Annotated in this window: 15 protein-coding genes; 12 read left to right on the top strand and 3 right to left on the bottom strand. The window is 42.3% G+C overall.

All coding sequences use genetic code 11. The annotated features are described in order from the left end of the window. Position 1 precedes the first annotated feature (1 nt). From treY to CLV57_RS07525, 6 genes are all read left to right on the top strand, one after another. Positions 2–4,033, top strand: coding sequence for a malto-oligosyltrehalose synthase (treY, locus tag CLV57_RS07550; protein WP_100340702.1), 4,032 nt, complete (start codon positions 2–4; stop codon positions 4,031–4,033). A 2-nt stretch (positions 4,034–4,035) separates the two neighbouring features. Further along, on the top strand, positions 4,036–4,383 hold the full coding sequence (locus CLV57_RS07545) for a nuclear transport factor 2 family protein (protein WP_245856897.1): 348 nt from the start codon (positions 4,036–4,038) through the stop codon (positions 4,381–4,383). Positions 4,384–4,518: 135 nt separating this feature from the next. Next, entirely contained in the window at positions 4,519–5,205 is a 687-nt protein-coding gene (locus CLV57_RS07540; RefSeq protein ID WP_100340701.1) for a response regulator transcription factor, read from the top strand. 1 nt (position 5,206) lies between these two features. Then, on the top strand, positions 5,207–6,574 hold the full coding sequence (locus CLV57_RS07535; protein ID WP_100340700.1) for a sensor histidine kinase: 1,368 nt from the start codon (positions 5,207–5,209) through the stop codon (positions 6,572–6,574). Between the two features lie 84 nt (positions 6,575–6,658). After that, positions 6,659–7,171 (top strand): hypothetical protein, encoded by a 513-nt coding sequence (locus CLV57_RS07530; RefSeq protein WP_100340699.1) that lies wholly within the window; start codon positions 6,659–6,661, stop codon positions 7,169–7,171. Between the two features lie 18 nt (positions 7,172–7,189). After that, the gene (locus CLV57_RS07525; RefSeq protein WP_100340698.1) at positions 7,190–8,116 is read left to right on the top strand and encodes a bestrophin family protein; all 927 of its coding nucleotides are present in this window, start codon (positions 7,190–7,192) and stop codon (positions 8,114–8,116) included. 92 nt (positions 8,117–8,208) lie between these two features. Here the strand turns inward: CLV57_RS07525 and CLV57_RS07520 are convergent, their stop codons facing one another. Beyond that, entirely contained in the window at positions 8,209–8,655 is a 447-nt protein-coding gene (locus CLV57_RS07520) for an SRPBCC family protein (RefSeq protein ID WP_100340697.1), read from the bottom strand. Positions 8,656–8,675: 20 nt separating this feature from the next. Beyond that, positions 8,676–9,203 (bottom strand): DinB family protein, encoded by a 528-nt coding sequence (locus CLV57_RS07515; protein ID WP_100340696.1) that lies wholly within the window; start codon positions 9,201–9,203, stop codon positions 8,676–8,678. Positions 9,204–9,320: 117 nt separating this feature from the next. Here CLV57_RS07515 and CLV57_RS07510 point away from each other — a divergent pair, with 117 nt between their 5' ends. The 6 genes from CLV57_RS07510 to CLV57_RS07485 all read left to right on the top strand — a co-directional run bounded on the left by CLV57_RS07510 (position 9,321) and on the right by CLV57_RS07485 (position 13,858). Next, complete coding sequence (locus CLV57_RS07510) at positions 9,321–10,316, top strand: GlxA family transcriptional regulator (RefSeq protein WP_100340695.1); 996 nt, start codon at positions 9,321–9,323, stop codon at positions 10,314–10,316. A 62-nt stretch (positions 10,317–10,378) separates the two neighbouring features. Beyond that, positions 10,379–10,705: an ArsR/SmtB family transcription factor gene (locus CLV57_RS07505; RefSeq protein WP_100340694.1), complete on the top strand. Its 327-nt coding sequence runs from the start codon at positions 10,379–10,381 to the stop codon at positions 10,703–10,705. A 7-nt stretch (positions 10,706–10,712) separates the two neighbouring features. Then, positions 10,713–11,177, top strand: coding sequence for an SRPBCC family protein (locus tag CLV57_RS07500; RefSeq protein WP_100340693.1), 465 nt, complete (start codon positions 10,713–10,715; stop codon positions 11,175–11,177). 6 nt (positions 11,178–11,183) lie between these two features. Further along, the gene (locus CLV57_RS07495; protein WP_100340692.1) at positions 11,184–11,576 is read left to right on the top strand and encodes a DoxX family protein; all 393 of its coding nucleotides are present in this window, start codon (positions 11,184–11,186) and stop codon (positions 11,574–11,576) included. 50 nt (positions 11,577–11,626) lie between these two features. Continuing rightward, entirely contained in the window at positions 11,627–13,288 is a 1,662-nt protein-coding gene (locus CLV57_RS07490) for a S8 family serine peptidase (RefSeq protein WP_100340691.1), read from the top strand. Positions 13,289–13,294: 6 nt separating this feature from the next. Then, complete coding sequence (locus CLV57_RS07485; protein WP_100340690.1) at positions 13,295–13,858, top strand: DUF4256 domain-containing protein; 564 nt, start codon at positions 13,295–13,297, stop codon at positions 13,856–13,858. Between the two features lie 43 nt (positions 13,859–13,901). On the opposite strand, the gene katG is transcribed toward CLV57_RS07485, so the two are convergent. After that, on the bottom strand, positions 13,902–16,169 hold the full coding sequence (gene katG / locus CLV57_RS07480; protein WP_100340689.1) for a catalase/peroxidase HPI: 2,268 nt from the start codon (positions 16,167–16,169) through the stop codon (positions 13,902–13,904). Between the last annotated feature and the right edge of the window lie 197 nt (positions 16,170–16,366).

Here is a 16,366-nt window from a genome sequence, read left to right as displayed (position 1 = left end):
TATGTTTGATCCTGTTTCTACCTACCGCATACAATTTCACAAGGATTTTACCTTCAAACAGCTAAATGAAATTGTTCCTTACTTACAAGGACTGGGCATTAAAACTTTATATGCCTCACCCATATTCGAGGCCACGCCCGGCAGCACGCACGGATACGATGTGACTGATCCATTGAACATCAACCCTGAAATTGGCACGCTTGACGAGTTACGCGAAATCAGCACACAGTTAAAGCAATCAGGCATCAGTTGGCTGCAGGACATTGTGCCTAACCACATGGCCTATCATCCCAACAACAAGTGGCTGATGGACGTGCTGGAAAATGGCAAAGACTCTAAATATGCTTCCTACTTTGACATTGGCTGGGACAGCGATGTCTATAGTGGACGCATTATGGTGCCTTTTTTGGGTATTCCGTTTGAAGAGGCTATTAAACAGAAACAGATCCAGCTGATTAAAAAAGACGGTCGCTTTTGGTTTGATTATTACGGCCAACAATATCCGGTACAGGTGGATGAGGCAGAAAAAACCACTTCCGCAGAAATCGAAGCAATCAACAACAATCCTGAGCAACTTAAAAAACTGTCAGACAAACAAGCTTACCAGCTTTGCCACTGGCAGGAAACCGATAAGCAGATCAATTTCCGCAGGTTTTTTACGGTCAATGGGCTGATTTGTTTAAACATACAAAACCAAGAAGTTTTTGATCACTACCATCAATTGATAAAGCAATTATTAAATGAGGGAGTATTCCAGGGCTTACGGGTTGACCATATTGATGGATTGTATGACCCTGAGGGTTATCTGCAACAATTAAGAGAATTGGCCGGCGCCGAAACTTACATCACCGTTGAGAAAATATTGGAAGCCGGTGAGCCTTTTCCAAAAATTTGGCCGGTACAGGGCAATACAGGTTATGATTTCTTAGCCATTGTAAATAACGTTTTTACTAATGCACAAAACGAGCAGGCATTTACCGACTATTACCAAAAACTGACAGGCACTAAAACAGACATAGAACAGAGCACGCTGGAAAAGAAGGCTTTTATATTACAACAGCACATGGCCGGCGAACTGGAAAACTTGTTTCAGCTTTATAAAAGTTTAGAACTACCAATCGATCCAAAAGTTAGCGATGAACAGTTGAAAGAAGCCATTGCGCAACTACTTATCCATTGCCCCGTGTATCGTTATTATGGAAATGCCATGCCTTTGAGCGATGATGAATCTTCGGCTATTTCTGACCTGATAACATCAGCAGCTCAAGCTCATCCGGAATTAGGCGGCGCCTTCAACTTATTACGAACTGCCATGCTTGACCGTACCAACAAAGGTGATGCTGATTATAATGGTCGCGCGTTGCGCTTTTACCAACGCTGTATGCAATTTACCGGCCCTATAATGGCTAAGGGCGTTGAAGATACGTTGATGTACAATTACAACCGGTTTATCGGTCATAACGAAGTGGGCGATTCACCAGCAGCTTTCGGACTGTCAAGCGAAGAGTTTCATCAACTGATGCTGGAAAGGCAGCATTATTGGTCATTATCATTAAACGGTACTTCAACACACGACACCAAACGTGGAGAAGACGTAAGAGCGCGATTGAACGCATTGACCGATATGCCTGAGGAGTGGCTAAAACTGGTTAAGCAGTGGCGAAAAGAATCAGCTAAGCTAAAAACCAATAACGCGCCCGATGGCAATGATGAATACTTTATCTATCAAACCATATTAGGTGCGCACCCCATGCCGCAAAGTGGTGATGATAACTTCGCGCAACGTTTGCAGGACTATCTGATCAAAGCGCTTCGGGAAGGCAAGCAGAACTCAGATTGGGCTACACCGAATGAGGCGTATGAGGATGCTGTTAAAAGTTTCATTGCAAAACTTCTTAATAAAAAAAGCAGCTTCACAAAGAGCTTTAAAAACTTCCATCAGCGTGTTGCTGATTATGGCATTATCAACTCCCTTGCGCAGGTTTTGTTAAAGTTTACCTGCCCTGGCATACCTGATATTTATCAAGGTTGTGAATTATGGGATTTGAGCATGGTTGACCCCGATAACCGCCGACAGGTTGATTATCAGCTTCGTGATCAATATTTGGCAAAAATTGATGATACCGGTAATAACTGGAAACAGTTATGGCAAAACCGATATAATGGTGAAATAAAAATCACTTTAACCAGGCAGCTACTTAATATCCGCAATGAGGGCTCAAAAGTATTTACAGATGGCAACTACCTGCCTTTAGCTACTACAGGGAGGTATAAAGACAATATTTTGGCCTTTGCCCGGCAATTGGGTAAAAGCTGGTATGTTACTATTGTGCCTTTGCACCTTGCTGCAATTGGCGCAGACGGTACCGATCCTTGCGCAATAGACTGGCGCGATACCGCTGTAACACTGCCTAACGCTGCTCCCGGTACGTGGACCAACATATTAACAGGAGATCACGGCTACACATCAGAGAATTTAAGCGTTTCAAAGCTTTTATGCGCCTTACCTGTAGCACTGCTCAAGTTAGAAAAACCAACTGACCGGGGCGCAGGCTTATTACTGCATGTTACTTCTCTCCCATCCGCTTTTGGTGTAGGCGATATAGGGCCGCAGGCTCATCAGTTTATAGATTTTCTGTACAATAGTGGTCAGCAGTACTGGCAAATGCTGCCTGTTAATCCGGTTGATAAAGGAGCTGGTTACTCACCATACAGTGCCACTTCAAGCATTGCAGGTAATACATTATTAATAAGTCCGGAACTAATGGTTACAGACGGCTGGTTGGGTAAAAGTGATATTGAAGGGATCAACCTGCCTTCTACATCACGCGCTGATCTATACAGCGCTATGGAAATCAAAACTGCACTATTTGACAAGGCCTGGCGAAAATTTATTGAAGCGGCCCCATCTAAAAAAAAAGACTTTGAAGCATTTAAATTAAAAGAAGACTGGTGGCTGGATGATTTTGCATTGTACCAAGTATCAAAGCAAAACAATAAAGATAAACCCTGGTACGAGTGGCCTAAACCAATCCGTAACAGGGAAGTTTCAGCGCTTGAAAAGACTAAAAAACAAAATGCAACTGCTATTGAAAAGGAGAAATGGTTGCAATACCTGTTCAGTCAACAATGGCAGTCACTTAAAAATTACGCTGATAAAAAAGGTGTAGTTTTATTTGGTGATATGCCGTTTTACATCAGTTATGACTCAGTTGATGTATGGTCAAATCCCGAACTTTTTAAACTGGATAAAGAGGGCAGAATTCAGGGCGTGGCTGGCGTTCCTCCCGATTACTTTTCTGCTGAAGGGCAGTTATGGGGTATGCCTGTTTACCATTGGGACATTTTAAAAGAGCAAAAATATAAGTGGTGGCTGCAACGCATCCGCAAAAATCTGGAGTATTTTGACCTGATACGGTTGGACCATTTCAGGGCTTTCTCTGATTATTGGGAGGTTCCCGGTGGTGAAACAACAGCCATAACCGGAAAGTGGCAACCAGGCCCCGGCGTTGATTTTTTTAAGGTGATAAAAAATGAACTGGGCGATCTGCCCTTTGTGGCTGAGGATCTGGGCGAAATTGATGAGCCGGTTTATCAACTTCGTGATGAATTTGGACTGCCTGGAATGCGTGTGCTTCAGTTTGCCTTCGGTGGCGAAACACCGGTATCAGACCATATCCCGCATAATTTCACCCAAAATAGTTTCGCTTACACCGGAACGCACGACAATAATACCTTAAAAGGATGGTTTATGCAGGATGCTGACGCTGTTGCTAAAACTGCCATACGGGAATACACCGGTCAAAAAATTACCGAGAAAAACATATGCGATGTATTGATCCGCCAGTGCTTTGCTTCGGTGGCTAAAGTGGCAATTTTACCGGTTCAGGATGTTTTGGAACTGGATGGCGCAAGCCGTATGAATGTACCTTCGTCAGCAAGCGGCAACTGGGGCTGGCAGTTAAACGGGGATGAGTTAAACAAAACGGTGTCTACAAGGTTGCTTAAGCTGACCAAAAATTTTAATCGTTAATAATGATGCATACAGACAATAAATCTATACTGGAAAAAGCAAATGCAGCGGTATCTGCAGGCGACAATGAAGGCTATCTGGCATACTGCACAGAGGATACATTGTGGAACTTTATGGGCGATCAAATTTTAGAGGGCAAAGAAGCTGTGAGAGCTTACATGAAGCAAACATATATTGAGCCGAAATTCTCAACCGAATGTATGATAGCTGAAGGCGACTTTGTTACCGCCATTGGGCATATCAGTTTAAAAGATGCAGAAGGCCACATGACAGATTACGCTTACTGTGATGTTTGGCGCTTTAAAGACGGCAAAATGGCCGAATTAAAAGCTTATGTAGTAAAGATTTAATTCAATTGGTGGCCATCATAGAATTTTAAAGCAGCAATATTTTATTACTTTTAGCCTCTTTGCAGCCAATATTGCTTATTTGCATTTGCAGGTTTGATGTTGGTGAAGTGTTTAAACTAACTATCTATTAGTTGCATGTCAGTATTGTTAGTAGAAGATGAACCGGCTTTGGTATCGGTATTAAAGCGGGGTTTGGCCGAATATGGTTTTAACAACATAAGTGTGGCTAATGACGGGCTTACGGGTTTGCAAATGGCTACAGGCTATCCGTTTGACCTTATTATACTGGATGTAATGCTACCCAATATGGATGGTATACAAGTATGTAAACGCATACGTACTGCCGACCAGAAGACACCCATTTTAATGCTTACCGCACTTGATTCAACAGAAAATATTGTAGTGGGCTTAGAAAGCGGTGCGGACGATTATTTGGTAAAACCTTTTAAAATAGCCGAACTGGCGGCCCGTCTTAAAACGCTTTTAAGAAGGCGCGGCAACGACACCAAAGTTGAAAACACCACTTTTAGCTGGAGCGACCTGGAGTTAGACACTGATGCAAAAGTTTTAACGCGCGGTGGCAAACAGCTTAACCTGTCTCCTACCGAATACCGGCTGATAGAGTATTTTATGAAGAACCCAAGGAAGGTTTTATCGCGGATACAAATACTGGAAGCAGTTTGGGATATAAACTTTAACCTGGGCACCAACGTGGTTGACGTTTACATCAATTATCTGCGTAAAAAATTAGATAAAGAGGATCTTACGCATTACATTCAAACCGTTTTTGGTATGGGCTACATGCTGAAGGAGGCAGAGTAAATTGAAAATAACCAGCAAAATAACCCTGCTGTTCCTTGGCCTGTCAACGGGTATCTTGCTGCTCCTTAATGCTTTTATTCTTTACTTTGAATACCAGTTCAATTACCGCGACTTTTTTAAGCGGTTGGAAGCCCGCACCAATATTACCGCTGAAATAAACTTACTTCCGGGCGGAAACAAAACTGCATATGCTGAAGTGCGGAACCGCTACCTGGAAAGGCTTGACGGTGAAACGGAATATATTGTTAAGGCGGACAAACAAGGCAACTATAAAAACCCGGGCGTGCCTGAAGCATTTTTTAGAGATATCATCAACCTAAAAAGCTCTACCTACCGTAAAGGCAACAAGTTTTTTGCCGGCAAAATATTTGAAATTGGAGCAGACCGCTACATTGTTATAGCCACTGCCCTCAACGCATACGGTTTAAACGAAATAAACGAGCTTCAGAAAATATTGCTGATAGGCTTTTTTGGCGCGCTGATCATTGTGTTTTTTGTTGGGAGGGCTTTTTCCAACTATACCTTCGCTCCTGTGCGTAAGATCATTCATAGCGTCAACAATATAACATCCGACAACCTGCACTTACGGCTTGATGAGCCCGACGGCAAAGACGAAATAGGCGAACTGGCCCACACTTTCAATAACATGCTTAACCGGCTGGAAACAGCTTTTGAAACCCAGAACAACTTTGTAAGCAATGCATCGCACGAGCTACGTACGCCGCTCACCGTAATTAACAGCGAACTGGAGCTGGCGCTTAACAATAGCACAAGCAACGACAAACATCATGAAGCATTAACGGTAATTCACGACGAGACAACCAAACTGATACAGATGCTGAACAGTTTGTTATCGCTTGCGCAAACGGGTTTTGACGGCAAAAAGCAAAACTGGCAACGGATACGTATGGATGAGTTAGTGCTAACAGCTGTTGAGTCGGTGAAAAAAATAATGCCCGAAAGTAATATCCAGATCGATTTTTCTGCGCTTCCTGCTGATGCTGACAGCTTGCATGTATTGGGCAATGTTAATCTGCTTCATTTGGCTGCCAGTAATATCATCAGCAACGGCTGTAAATACTCGAAAAATGCCTTAGTTAACGTTAAACTGTTTCTTCAAAATAACAGCATAGTTTTTTCTGTTACCGATCAGGGTATCGGCATACCTGCAACAGAAGTACAACATATATTTGAACCCTTTTTCCGGGCCTCAAATACGCATCAATACAATGGGCATGGTGTTGGCTTGCCATTAACCTTAAACATTATCCGCTTGCATAATGGCACCATTGGCATACGCAGCGAGATAAACACAGGTACAGAGATAATGGTATCTCTTCCCTTGGAGCAAGCCGATAACTCTAATTAGATTTTAACAAGTCTCTTAACACTTCCTAATGAGTGTGTAGTACCATTGTAAATAGCAATAGTGCTTACATAAAACTCATTAATAATGAAAACAGTACTAATTCCTACAGATTATCGCATTCAGTCGCTTGAATATATACCTCATCTGTTAGACAAATTCCATCCTGAAGCAGTAGAGGTGGTAATGGTACACATGATGAGCATTACCGACTGCGAGCGTGAATTGATGATGCTATCGCGCCGATCGGCCGAGTACAGACACATACCTGAAGAATTTTATCAGACTTGCCTTGATCTAAGAAATGAACATGATGGTCAGCTAAAAAATATACGGCTTGAATTCTTCTATGGTAACACTTCTGTTGTATTCCTTAACTTCTTAGAAGCTAACAACATTGATGCTGTTTTACAGATACCGGGTTACCATTACAAAAAGCTGAACAAAGCCAGTGTTGATCCAGACAGTATGATTAAACGCTGTGCAGGTAAAATAACCAGAATTAACGCGTTGCAATTAGAAAAACCACAGGCGGCTTCACAGCAACATACACAAACAGAAGATGTTCAGGAGCAAAATCTCACTGAACAATATGCTTAACAAGTAAAATAAAACGCTATGCTATTAAAGAGAAATATTCCGTTTAGCTACGTTATGGGAAAAATTAAAATGGAGATGGCATTACTGGCTGCTTATTCAAGCCTTGTATATATTGCACACACTGCATATAATTTCCCAGGCGTATCAATACCTATTGCCATACCGGCAATTTTGGGTACCATTATATCATTATTACTTGCCTTTCGCTCCAACCAGGCCTATGACCGTTGGTGGGAAGCACGCACCATATGGGGAGCCATTGTAAACGACTCTCGCTCGCTGGCAAGGCAGATATTAACATTTGTAGATAACGACACTTATCAGAACGAAGACAGATCACCTCTGCGTGAACGCATTATAAAACGCCAGATTGCCTGGTGTTATGCGCTCACTAACCATTTACGTGGCCAAAATACTTGTGAACCGCTTAATGGACTGATAGCTGAAGAAGAAAAACGGGCAGTTATGACTTTAGATAATACACCTATGGCCTTGCTTGAACAACATGGTAACGACATAAGGTTGCTTTTAAAGCTTGGCTGGATCAATCAATATCAGCAGGTAGCGCTTGATGAAACGCTCACCAGATTTTCCAATACCATGGGTGCTTGCGAAAGGATAAAAAACACCGTGTTCCCGGTTACGTATAGTCTGTATATACACGTATTGGTAATTATGTTTGCTTTGATGATGCCTTTCAGTTTGATAGAGCACGTTGGTATATTTCAAATACCATTAGTAGTTGCTATTTCAGCATCATTCTTTTTAATTGAGAAAATGGCCATACACCTGCAAGACCCATTCGAGAATAAACCTACCGATACACCCATGACAGCTATCAGCAAGAAGATTGACCGCGACCTGCACCAATTGATGCACGATGAATATGAAAAAAGCAACGAGCAGAATGTACAACAAGCCAATGTAATGTTTTACATTTTGTAGTTACTCAAATAACCCCGATCAGCAAGGTTGCCGATACAATTTGTACGGCAACCTTTTACATTTAATGATATATGGGTAAGGTGTATTTTGTATTAAGCTAATTCCGGCTTCTCCGTTTTTCCGGTAGTGATAAAACCATAAAGGCTCTGTTGAATTAACTGACTCCAGGCGTTTGAACAGGCATCGTAACATTCAACTGCCGGGCTTATACCATAGTGTGTGAATTTAAGCTGTGTTTTATCGCCCACGTGGCTTATTTCAAACACTATTTTAGAGCCTGTCCATTCATGCTTATCTTCTAAAAAACTAAGATTACTGTCTGTAACCTGCCAAACCACTTTTTTATTAGGCATAAACTCAGTTACGCATTGTTTGGAATAGTGCATATCTTTATAACGATAGGTAAACTCATCATTAAGCTGTTTAGTACTGCCCTCAAATTGGCCCGACCACCATTGTTGTGGTGAAATAACCGCATCAAAAACCTGTTCAGGACTTTGGTCGACTGTTATAGCGGTTGTAAAATCGTTTGTGTCCATAGTTGGTATTGTAAATTAGTTTAAAAAAGTTTCTCCTGCGGAGGAGTTACGCCTGCTAATCTCAAATACACCGTTGTCTGACCGCGATGATGGGCCTGGTGTTCCAAAGTTTTAGCCAGTCCCGTACGTTTATCCATGTCAAAGCTGCCAATCATTTTTACAGGTTCATTTAACTGGGCATCCGTCATTTTATTAATGCTTGATATAATGTAATCATAACTATTCATCACCAGCCGGATTACGTTCGATTTCGATTTATCGGTACTTTTCTCCAATGATCCTAACTCCACCGGGCTCTTAACATTCAGAGCTGAAGAAGCCAAACCATAATTAGCATCAGCAATGTGCAACATTTGCTCGGCAAATGAACGCATTTGAGAAGTGGGCTTTAAACTGTAACCGGTTTCGGGCATAGCGTCTAAATACTCTTTTGTATAAGCTTTTGATCGCTCCCACTCTTTTACAATCTCTGTTACTTTAACCTGAGCTTTGGCTAACTGGCCACCAAATAGCATGCACAGTGCTATTGCAATAATTTTAAATTTCATATGAATGTTGGTTTTATCACAAATTTAACGTCGTAAGCAACCCGCAGGATAGGTCAAAATAGACATTATTATGGGTTGATTTGGACACTTTCATTTTATTATATTTGTAATAAAGCAATGAAACACATCACTATACTCGCTCCATCATGCGCTACTACCCTTGGTACTGTTGCCTGCATAGCCGGTGCATACGAAATTTTAACCAGGGCTAACACTTATTGTAAGCAAAGCCAAGGCAGGCAGCTGTTTAACATTGAAATAGCTGGCACTACCCCACGGACCGCCTTGGCAAATGGCCTGTTTACTGTAAAAACCCATTCCTTTGTCACAGATCTGAGCAAAACCAACCTGATCATTATACCATCTTTACCATCTTCATTTGATAGGTCAGCTCCGGAAAACGTGGCGCTGTTGCAATGGATAGAAAAACAATATAAAAACGGAGCCGAAATAGCCAGCATGTGCAGCGCAGCCTTTATGCTGGCCTCAACAGGACTGCTTGATGGGCGTAATTGTTCAACCCATTGGAATTTCGCTAACAAGTTCAGAACTCAGTTCCCAAATGTAAACCTGCAAACTGATGAATTGATAACAGATGAACATGGTATTTACACCAATGGCGGGGCTTACTCTTTTTTGAATCTGGTGTTATACATTGTAGAAAAATATTTTGACCGCCATACGGCTATCTACTGCTCAAAGATCTTTCAGATAGAGATTGACCGTCATAGGCAATCGGGCTTTATTATTTTTGAGGGGCAAAAGCAACACAGTGACGAAATGGTACGCGAAGCGCAGGCTTATATTGAGAGTCAGCTGAGCGAAAAAATATCTGTGGAAACCCTTTCAGCCAAATTTGCCATTGGCCGCAGAAACTTTGATCGTCGGTTTATAAAGGCAACCGGTAACACCCCTATTGAGTACGCCCAGCGTGTTAAAGTTGAATCGGCAAAAAAGGCTTTTGAAACCACACGTAAATCTATCAACGAAGTGATGTACGAAGTTGGCTATTCTGATCTGAAAGCTTTCCGAGAAGTGTTCAGACGATTCACGGGGGTGTCCCCATTGGTTTATCGCAGTAAATACAATAAGGATAGCGCCCAACTTCAATAGCATTCAAATAAATTTTCGTAGTTAAATAACTACATATATATTTGTAGCCAAATAGCTACACAATGAATTTACGACGTGATGTATTCCAGGCCATAGCCGACCCTACCCGCAGGGCCATACTCTTATTGTTGGCATCGCAAAGTATGACGGCAGGCGCGATAGCTGCTAACTTTGATACAGCCCGGCCAACCATTTCCAAACATTTACAGATACTTACCGAATGCGAATTACTTGCCCAAACGCAAAGCGGGCGGGAGGTACATTACCACATCAATGCTAAAAAAATGAAAGACGTGGCAGACTTTATTGAGCCTTTCCGCCAGATATGGGATGACCGTTTCAACAAACTGGAAGCTATTATGAAAACCTATCAGCAAAACAAAAAATAAACCTTATATGGAACTCAAAACAAAAATTAATGCAGAAAATGGCCGAAACGACCTCAGCATTACGCGCGAGTTTGACCTGCCCGTTGAATTGCTGTTCAGGGCTTATACCGATGCTGAAATTTTAGAGCAATGGATGGGCACCAAAGTTTTAAAGCTGGATAATGAAAAACATGGAGGCTTCCAATTTGAAACCACCGACCCAAAAGGCAACAAGTATCGCTTTAATGGTTCCATACATGAGTTTATAGCCGGCACCAAAATAACGCGCACATTTGAATTTGAAAATATGCCATTTGATGTACAATTGGAGTTTTTGGATTTTGAAAAATTAACAGACGATACCTCTAAACTTACCATTCACACCATCTACCGATCAAATGAACACCGCGACCGCATGTTGCAGATGCCGTTTAAACAAGGCCTTAATATGGCGCATAACCGTTTGGAGGAAATTGTAATGCAACTTAAGTAAGGCATTATGAACAAAAGAAACAAAATTATTTATTGGGTAGTCACATTATGGCTTGCACTCGGTATGACCTCAACAGCTATAGTGCAATTGCTGGAAACCAAAGATGAAACCGCTATGATGGCGCATCTGGGCTACCCCCGTTATCTCTTAATTGTGTTAGGTGTTTGGAAAATTGCCGGCGTGATAACCGTGCTGTTACCGAAATTTACCTTGCTGAAAGAGTGGGCATATGCTAGTTTCTTTTTTGCCATGAGTGGTGCGGTAGTTTCGCATCTGGTAGTTGCCGACGGAGTTATAACCATGTTCGGTTCAACACTATTAATTGTTTTAACTATTATATCATGGTGCTCACGACCACCTGAAAGGAAATTAATTAACGCAAAATCGCTATCAATATAGGTGAATAAAAACAATAGGTGAATACAATATCTTTGCGAGCAATATCTATCATGAAACACAAATTTCTATTCTACCTTTTTTGCTCTGTGGCTTGCTTGTTTTTCGACGCTTGTAAAAAAGAGCCTCAAACTGTTCAAAAGCCTGTTTCTATAACAATTACGCCAACGGCTGTAACGCTTAAAAAAGACCAGGCATATTTAGGCAAGCGTTTAACTGTAAACATTGAAAATTTACCGGATGGCGAATCTTCTGAAATAACCTGGCTATCAGACAATCCTCGTATTGCTCGCGTAACCAACGAGGGGATTGTATGGGCGGAAGGTGCGGGCGAAACCTTTGTAACAGCTACCCTTGTTAACGGAAAAGGAAGTGCAAAATGCAAGGTTTTAGTTACTGACGCAAATGACTATAAATATCGGATAATATTAAAAGACAAGGGCACTACAAATCTATCACTCAATCAACCTGACGCCTTTTTATCTGCAAGGGCCATACAAAGGCGTGTTAAATATCATATTCCTATTGATGCAAGTGACCTGCCGATATCTACGGAATACATCAAAGCGATTGAACAAACAGGCGGAACTATTGTAGCTAAAAGCAAATGGCTTAATACTGTTGTGGTTAATTGCTCAGACGAGTTTTTGATAGATAAATACAAAGCGTTACCATTTGTTAAAGACGTAGTGTTAGTATGGGTGGGAAACAGAACATCGCCATCAAACACAAAATATTCAGATATTCCTCAAACTGGCACCAATGCTACAGGAACCAACAACATATCATACGGTGCATCTGAAAAAAATATCACTGTAAACAACGGTCAGGTACTTCATCAGAATGGTTTTAAAGGTGCGGGAATTGACATAGCGGTAATTGATGCAGGATTTGTTAATTTAAAAACTAATGCTGCATTTAGCAATGTTAATATAAAAGGGGCAAAATCATTTGTTTATGAAAATGACGACCCTTACGCTATTGATAGCCACGGCATTTGGGTAACATCATGCATGGCGGTAAATATGCCCGGCAAATATGTAGGCACTGCACCTGAAGCTAACTATTGGCTATTTAGAACGGAAGACGAGTCAACAGAATACCCTGTTGAAGAAGACTATTGGGTAAGTGCTGCCGAGTATGCTGATAGTGTGGGGGTTGATATTATTAACTCTTCATTGAGTTACACTGATGAGTATTCCCTGGTATCAGCAAGATACAAATCGGAAGATATGGACGGAAAAACGGCATTTGCTTCACGGGGTGCAAATGTGGCGGCTGCCAAGGGCATTTTAATTGTAAACTGCGCGGGCAATAACCGAAGATGGGTTGGCACACCGGCCGATTCACCAAATGTACTAACCGTTGGGTCGGTAAACGTTAAGCTAAATTTAGATGAATTTACAGCATGGGGAATGACTGCTGACGGAAGAATAAAACCAGACGTATTAGCTATGGGTGGAGGTGCAAGTGTAATTAACACAAGTGGCATTAGCGAGGCACGCAACGGAACATCATATTCAAGCCCTATTATTTGCGGCTTGGCTGCCTGCTTGTGGCAGGCCTATCCTAAACTTACTAACAAAGATATTATCGACGTAATTAGAAAGTCGGGAAGTATAGCTGATCAACCAGCTATACCTTTAGGCTATGGCATTGCCGACATGGCAAAAGCTATGCAACTGGCTAAAACACTTGCAGCATCTAAACAATAAAATACAATGGATAAGACAAAAACACTTACCCCGCCCCAAAGCGCAGAATTGATCAAAATATTGAGAGTGCGATTTGAAAAGCACAACGAACGTCATGACGGCATGAGTTGGCCTGAGGTTGAACAAAAGCTGCAAGCCAGTCCTGAAATGCTGTGGGTATTGAACGAAATGGAAGTAACAGGTGGCGAGCCGGATGTAGTAAAGTTTGATGAAGTATCTTCTGACTTAATTTTTGTTGATTGTGCTGCTGAAAGTCCAAAAGGACGCCGTAGTTTGTGCTATGACAGGGAGGCATTAAATTTCCGTAAAGAATACAAACCTGCCAGCAGCGCTGTTGATATGGCCAATGAAATTGGTATTGAATTATTAAATGAAGACCAGTATCGGCACCTGCAAACTTTAGGTAAATTCGATCTCAAAACATCCAGCTGGGTAAAAACCCCCGATAACATACGTAAATTAGGCGGTTCCATTTTTTGCGACCGCAGGTATGACACCGTGTTCACTTACCATAACGGCGCTGAATCTTACTATGCTGCCAGGGGTTTTAGAGGAATGTTAAAAGTTTAAAAAAATAGCGATGGGATTTAACACCCATCGCTATTGATCGAACTTACTTCTTTAAATCAAACCTGTCCAGATTCATTACCTTGTTCCAAGCGGCAACAAAGTCTTTTATAAACTTATCATGCGCATCGGAACTCGCATAAACTTCGGCAATGGCACGCAGTTCGGCATTTGAGCCAAATACCAGATCGGCACGGGTACCCGTCCATTTTGCCTGGCCGGTAGCGCGGTCTGTTCCTTCATATGTTTCTCTGTCTGGCGATGTAGCTTTCCACGCTGTGCCCATATCCAGTAAATTCACAAAGTAATCGTTAGTTAACAGACCTGGGCTATTGGTGAACACGCCATGTTTTGAACCATCGTAATTAGCGCCTAACACGCGCAGCCCTCCTATTAAAACAGTCAGTTCGGGAGCAGTTAAAGTTAGTAAATGCGCTTTATCAATCAGTAATTCTTCAGTTGAAACGGAAGTTTTTGATTTACGATAATTGCGGAAACCATCAGCAATTGGCTCCAAATAACCGAAAGATTCCACATCGGTTTTCTCCTGTGATGCATCCATCCTTCCGGGCGTAAACGGCACTTTCACATCTTTTCCTGCATCTTTAGCAGCCTTTTCAACAGCTGCGCATCCTGCCAGAACGATCAGATCTGCTAAAGAAACTTTTTTACCGCTGGCGTTGAAGTCGTTTTGTATCTGCGCCAACACGTCTAATACCTTTTGTAATTGCACCGGATTATTTACCTGCCAGTAACGCTGCGGTGCCAGGCGTATACGCGCTCCGTTAGCGCCTCCCCTTTTATCCGAACCACGGAAAGTTGAAGCCGATGCCCATGCGGTTGAGACCAGCTCAGCTACACTAAGGCCGGATGACAGTATCTTATCTTTTAAAGCAGCTACATCCGCATCGTTTATTAATTCATGGTCAACCGCTGGTATAGGGTCTTGCCAAAGCAGTTCTTCCTGTGGCACATCCGGACCTAAATAGCGTTCTTTCGGTCCCATATCGCGGTGCGTTAATTTAAACCATGCACGGGCAAAGGCGTCGGCAAACTGATCCGGATTTTCCAGAAAGCGGCGTGATATTTTCTCATATGCCGGATCAAATCGCAAAGCCAGATCTGTGGTTAACATGGTTGGCAAGTGTTTTTTTGAACTATCATAAGCATCCGGTATGATAGCCTCGGCATTTTTCGCCACCCATTGATGCGCGCCACCCGGACTTTTGCTCAGTTGCCATTCAAAACCCAAAAGGTTCTCAAAAAAGTTATTGCTCCATTGCGTTGGCGTTTTCGTCCAGGTAACTTCCAAACCACTGGTAATGGTATCGGGGCCTTTGCCACTGCCATAGGTATTGTGCCAGCCAAATCCTTGTAGTTCCAGATCCGCAGCTTCCGGTTCTTTACCTACATGGTCGGCTGTGGCAGCACCATGCGTTTTACCAAAGGTGTGTCCGCCCGCAATTAGCGCTACCGTTTCCTCGTCATTCATAGCCATTCTACCAAAAGTGTCGCGTATATCTTTTGCGGCCAAAACCGGGTCGGGGTTGCCATCAGGTCCTTCCGGATTAACATAGATCAAGCCCATTTGTACGGCAGCCAACGGATTTTCAAGGTTACGGGAGTGCACATCGCCATCCGCGTCATCGTCAGATACCAATACTCCTCTACCCTCAACACCGTCTGAACCATGCGCGTAACGTTTGTCGCCACCCAGCCATGTGGTCTCTGAACCCCAGTAAACATCCTGGTTAGGTTCCCAAACGTCCTCACGTCCGCCTGCAAAGCCAAAAGTTTTAAAACCCATTGACTCCAACGCCACGTTTCCTGTGAGGATCAACAGATCAGCCCATGAAATCTTTTTACCATATTTTTGTTTGATAGGCCAAAGTAATCTGCGGGCTTTATCTAAGCTAACATTGTCGGGCCAACTATTCAACGGTGCGAACCGCTGCTGCCCCTCGCCTGCTCCACCTCTACCATCTTGCACACGGTAAGTGCCTGCACTATGCCAGGCCATACGGATGAACAAACCACCGTAATGACCAAAATCTGCAGGCCACCAATCTTGCGAGTCGGTCATTAAGGCATGCAAGTCTTTTTTTAATGCTTCAAGGTCTAAACTATTAAATGCTTCAGCATAATTAAAATCCTTATCCATAGGATCTGAAAGAGAAGAATGCTGACGCAGGATATTAACTTTAAGTTGCTTAGGCCACCAATCATGATTTTTTGTTCCGCCGCCGGCAACATTTTGTTTCATGGTGCCGTTGTGAAAAGGGCATTTGCTGATGTCGTTTGAATTGTTTTCCATAAAATAAGTTTAACAGGTTTGCTCAGATACTATATAACGACCACGCCGCTATTTTTATAAAGTTAGATGGCTTCCGCCTCAAATCAAAATCAATTAATTCTATATCAGATAGGGAAAAGTTATACTAAATACTTGTTTAAAAAACTTAGCGCTTTGAAAATAACGGCTAAACTATTAGCTTAGTAGCACCAACACTA

This window comes from Mucilaginibacter auburnensis (assembly GCF_002797815.1).
In the GTDB taxonomy this organism is placed as follows: Bacteria; Bacteroidota; Bacteroidia; order Sphingobacteriales; family Sphingobacteriaceae; genus Mucilaginibacter; species Mucilaginibacter auburnensis.
The sequence above is the reverse complement of the archived record's forward strand: the minus strand, read 5'-3'. Positions and strand labels throughout refer to the sequence as shown.

Coding starts and splice junctions, on each gene's coding strand:
- treY (WP_100340702.1), top strand. CDS start 2: ATGTTTGATCCTGTTTCTACCTACCGCATACAATTTCACAAGGATTTT.
- CLV57_RS07545 (WP_245856897.1), top strand. CDS start 4,036: ATGATGCATACAGACAATAAATCTATACTGGAAAAAGCAAATGCAGCG.
- CLV57_RS07540 (WP_100340701.1), top strand. CDS start 4,519: ATGTCAGTATTGTTAGTAGAAGATGAACCGGCTTTGGTATCGGTATTA.
- CLV57_RS07530 (WP_100340699.1), top strand. CDS start 6,659: ATGAAAACAGTACTAATTCCTACAGATTATCGCATTCAGTCGCTTGAA.
- CLV57_RS07525 (WP_100340698.1), top strand. CDS start 7,190: ATGCTATTAAAGAGAAATATTCCGTTTAGCTACGTTATGGGAAAAATT.
- CLV57_RS07520 (WP_100340697.1), bottom strand. CDS start 8,655: ATGGACACAAACGATTTTACAACCGCTATAACAGTCGACCAAAGTCCT.
- CLV57_RS07515 (WP_100340696.1), bottom strand. CDS start 9,203: ATGAAATTTAAAATTATTGCAATAGCACTGTGCATGCTATTTGGTGGC.
- CLV57_RS07510 (WP_100340695.1), top strand. CDS start 9,321: ATGAAACACATCACTATACTCGCTCCATCATGCGCTACTACCCTTGGT.
- CLV57_RS07505 (WP_100340694.1), top strand. CDS start 10,379: ATGAATTTACGACGTGATGTATTCCAGGCCATAGCCGACCCTACCCGC.
- CLV57_RS07500 (WP_100340693.1), top strand. CDS start 10,713: ATGGAACTCAAAACAAAAATTAATGCAGAAAATGGCCGAAACGACCTC.
- CLV57_RS07495 (WP_100340692.1), top strand. CDS start 11,184: ATGAACAAAAGAAACAAAATTATTTATTGGGTAGTCACATTATGGCTT.
- CLV57_RS07490 (WP_100340691.1), top strand. CDS start 11,627: ATGAAACACAAATTTCTATTCTACCTTTTTTGCTCTGTGGCTTGCTTG.
- CLV57_RS07485 (WP_100340690.1), top strand. CDS start 13,295: ATGGATAAGACAAAAACACTTACCCCGCCCCAAAGCGCAGAATTGATC.
- katG (WP_100340689.1), bottom strand. CDS start 16,169: ATGGAAAACAATTCAAACGACATCAGCAAATGCCCTTTTCACAACGGC.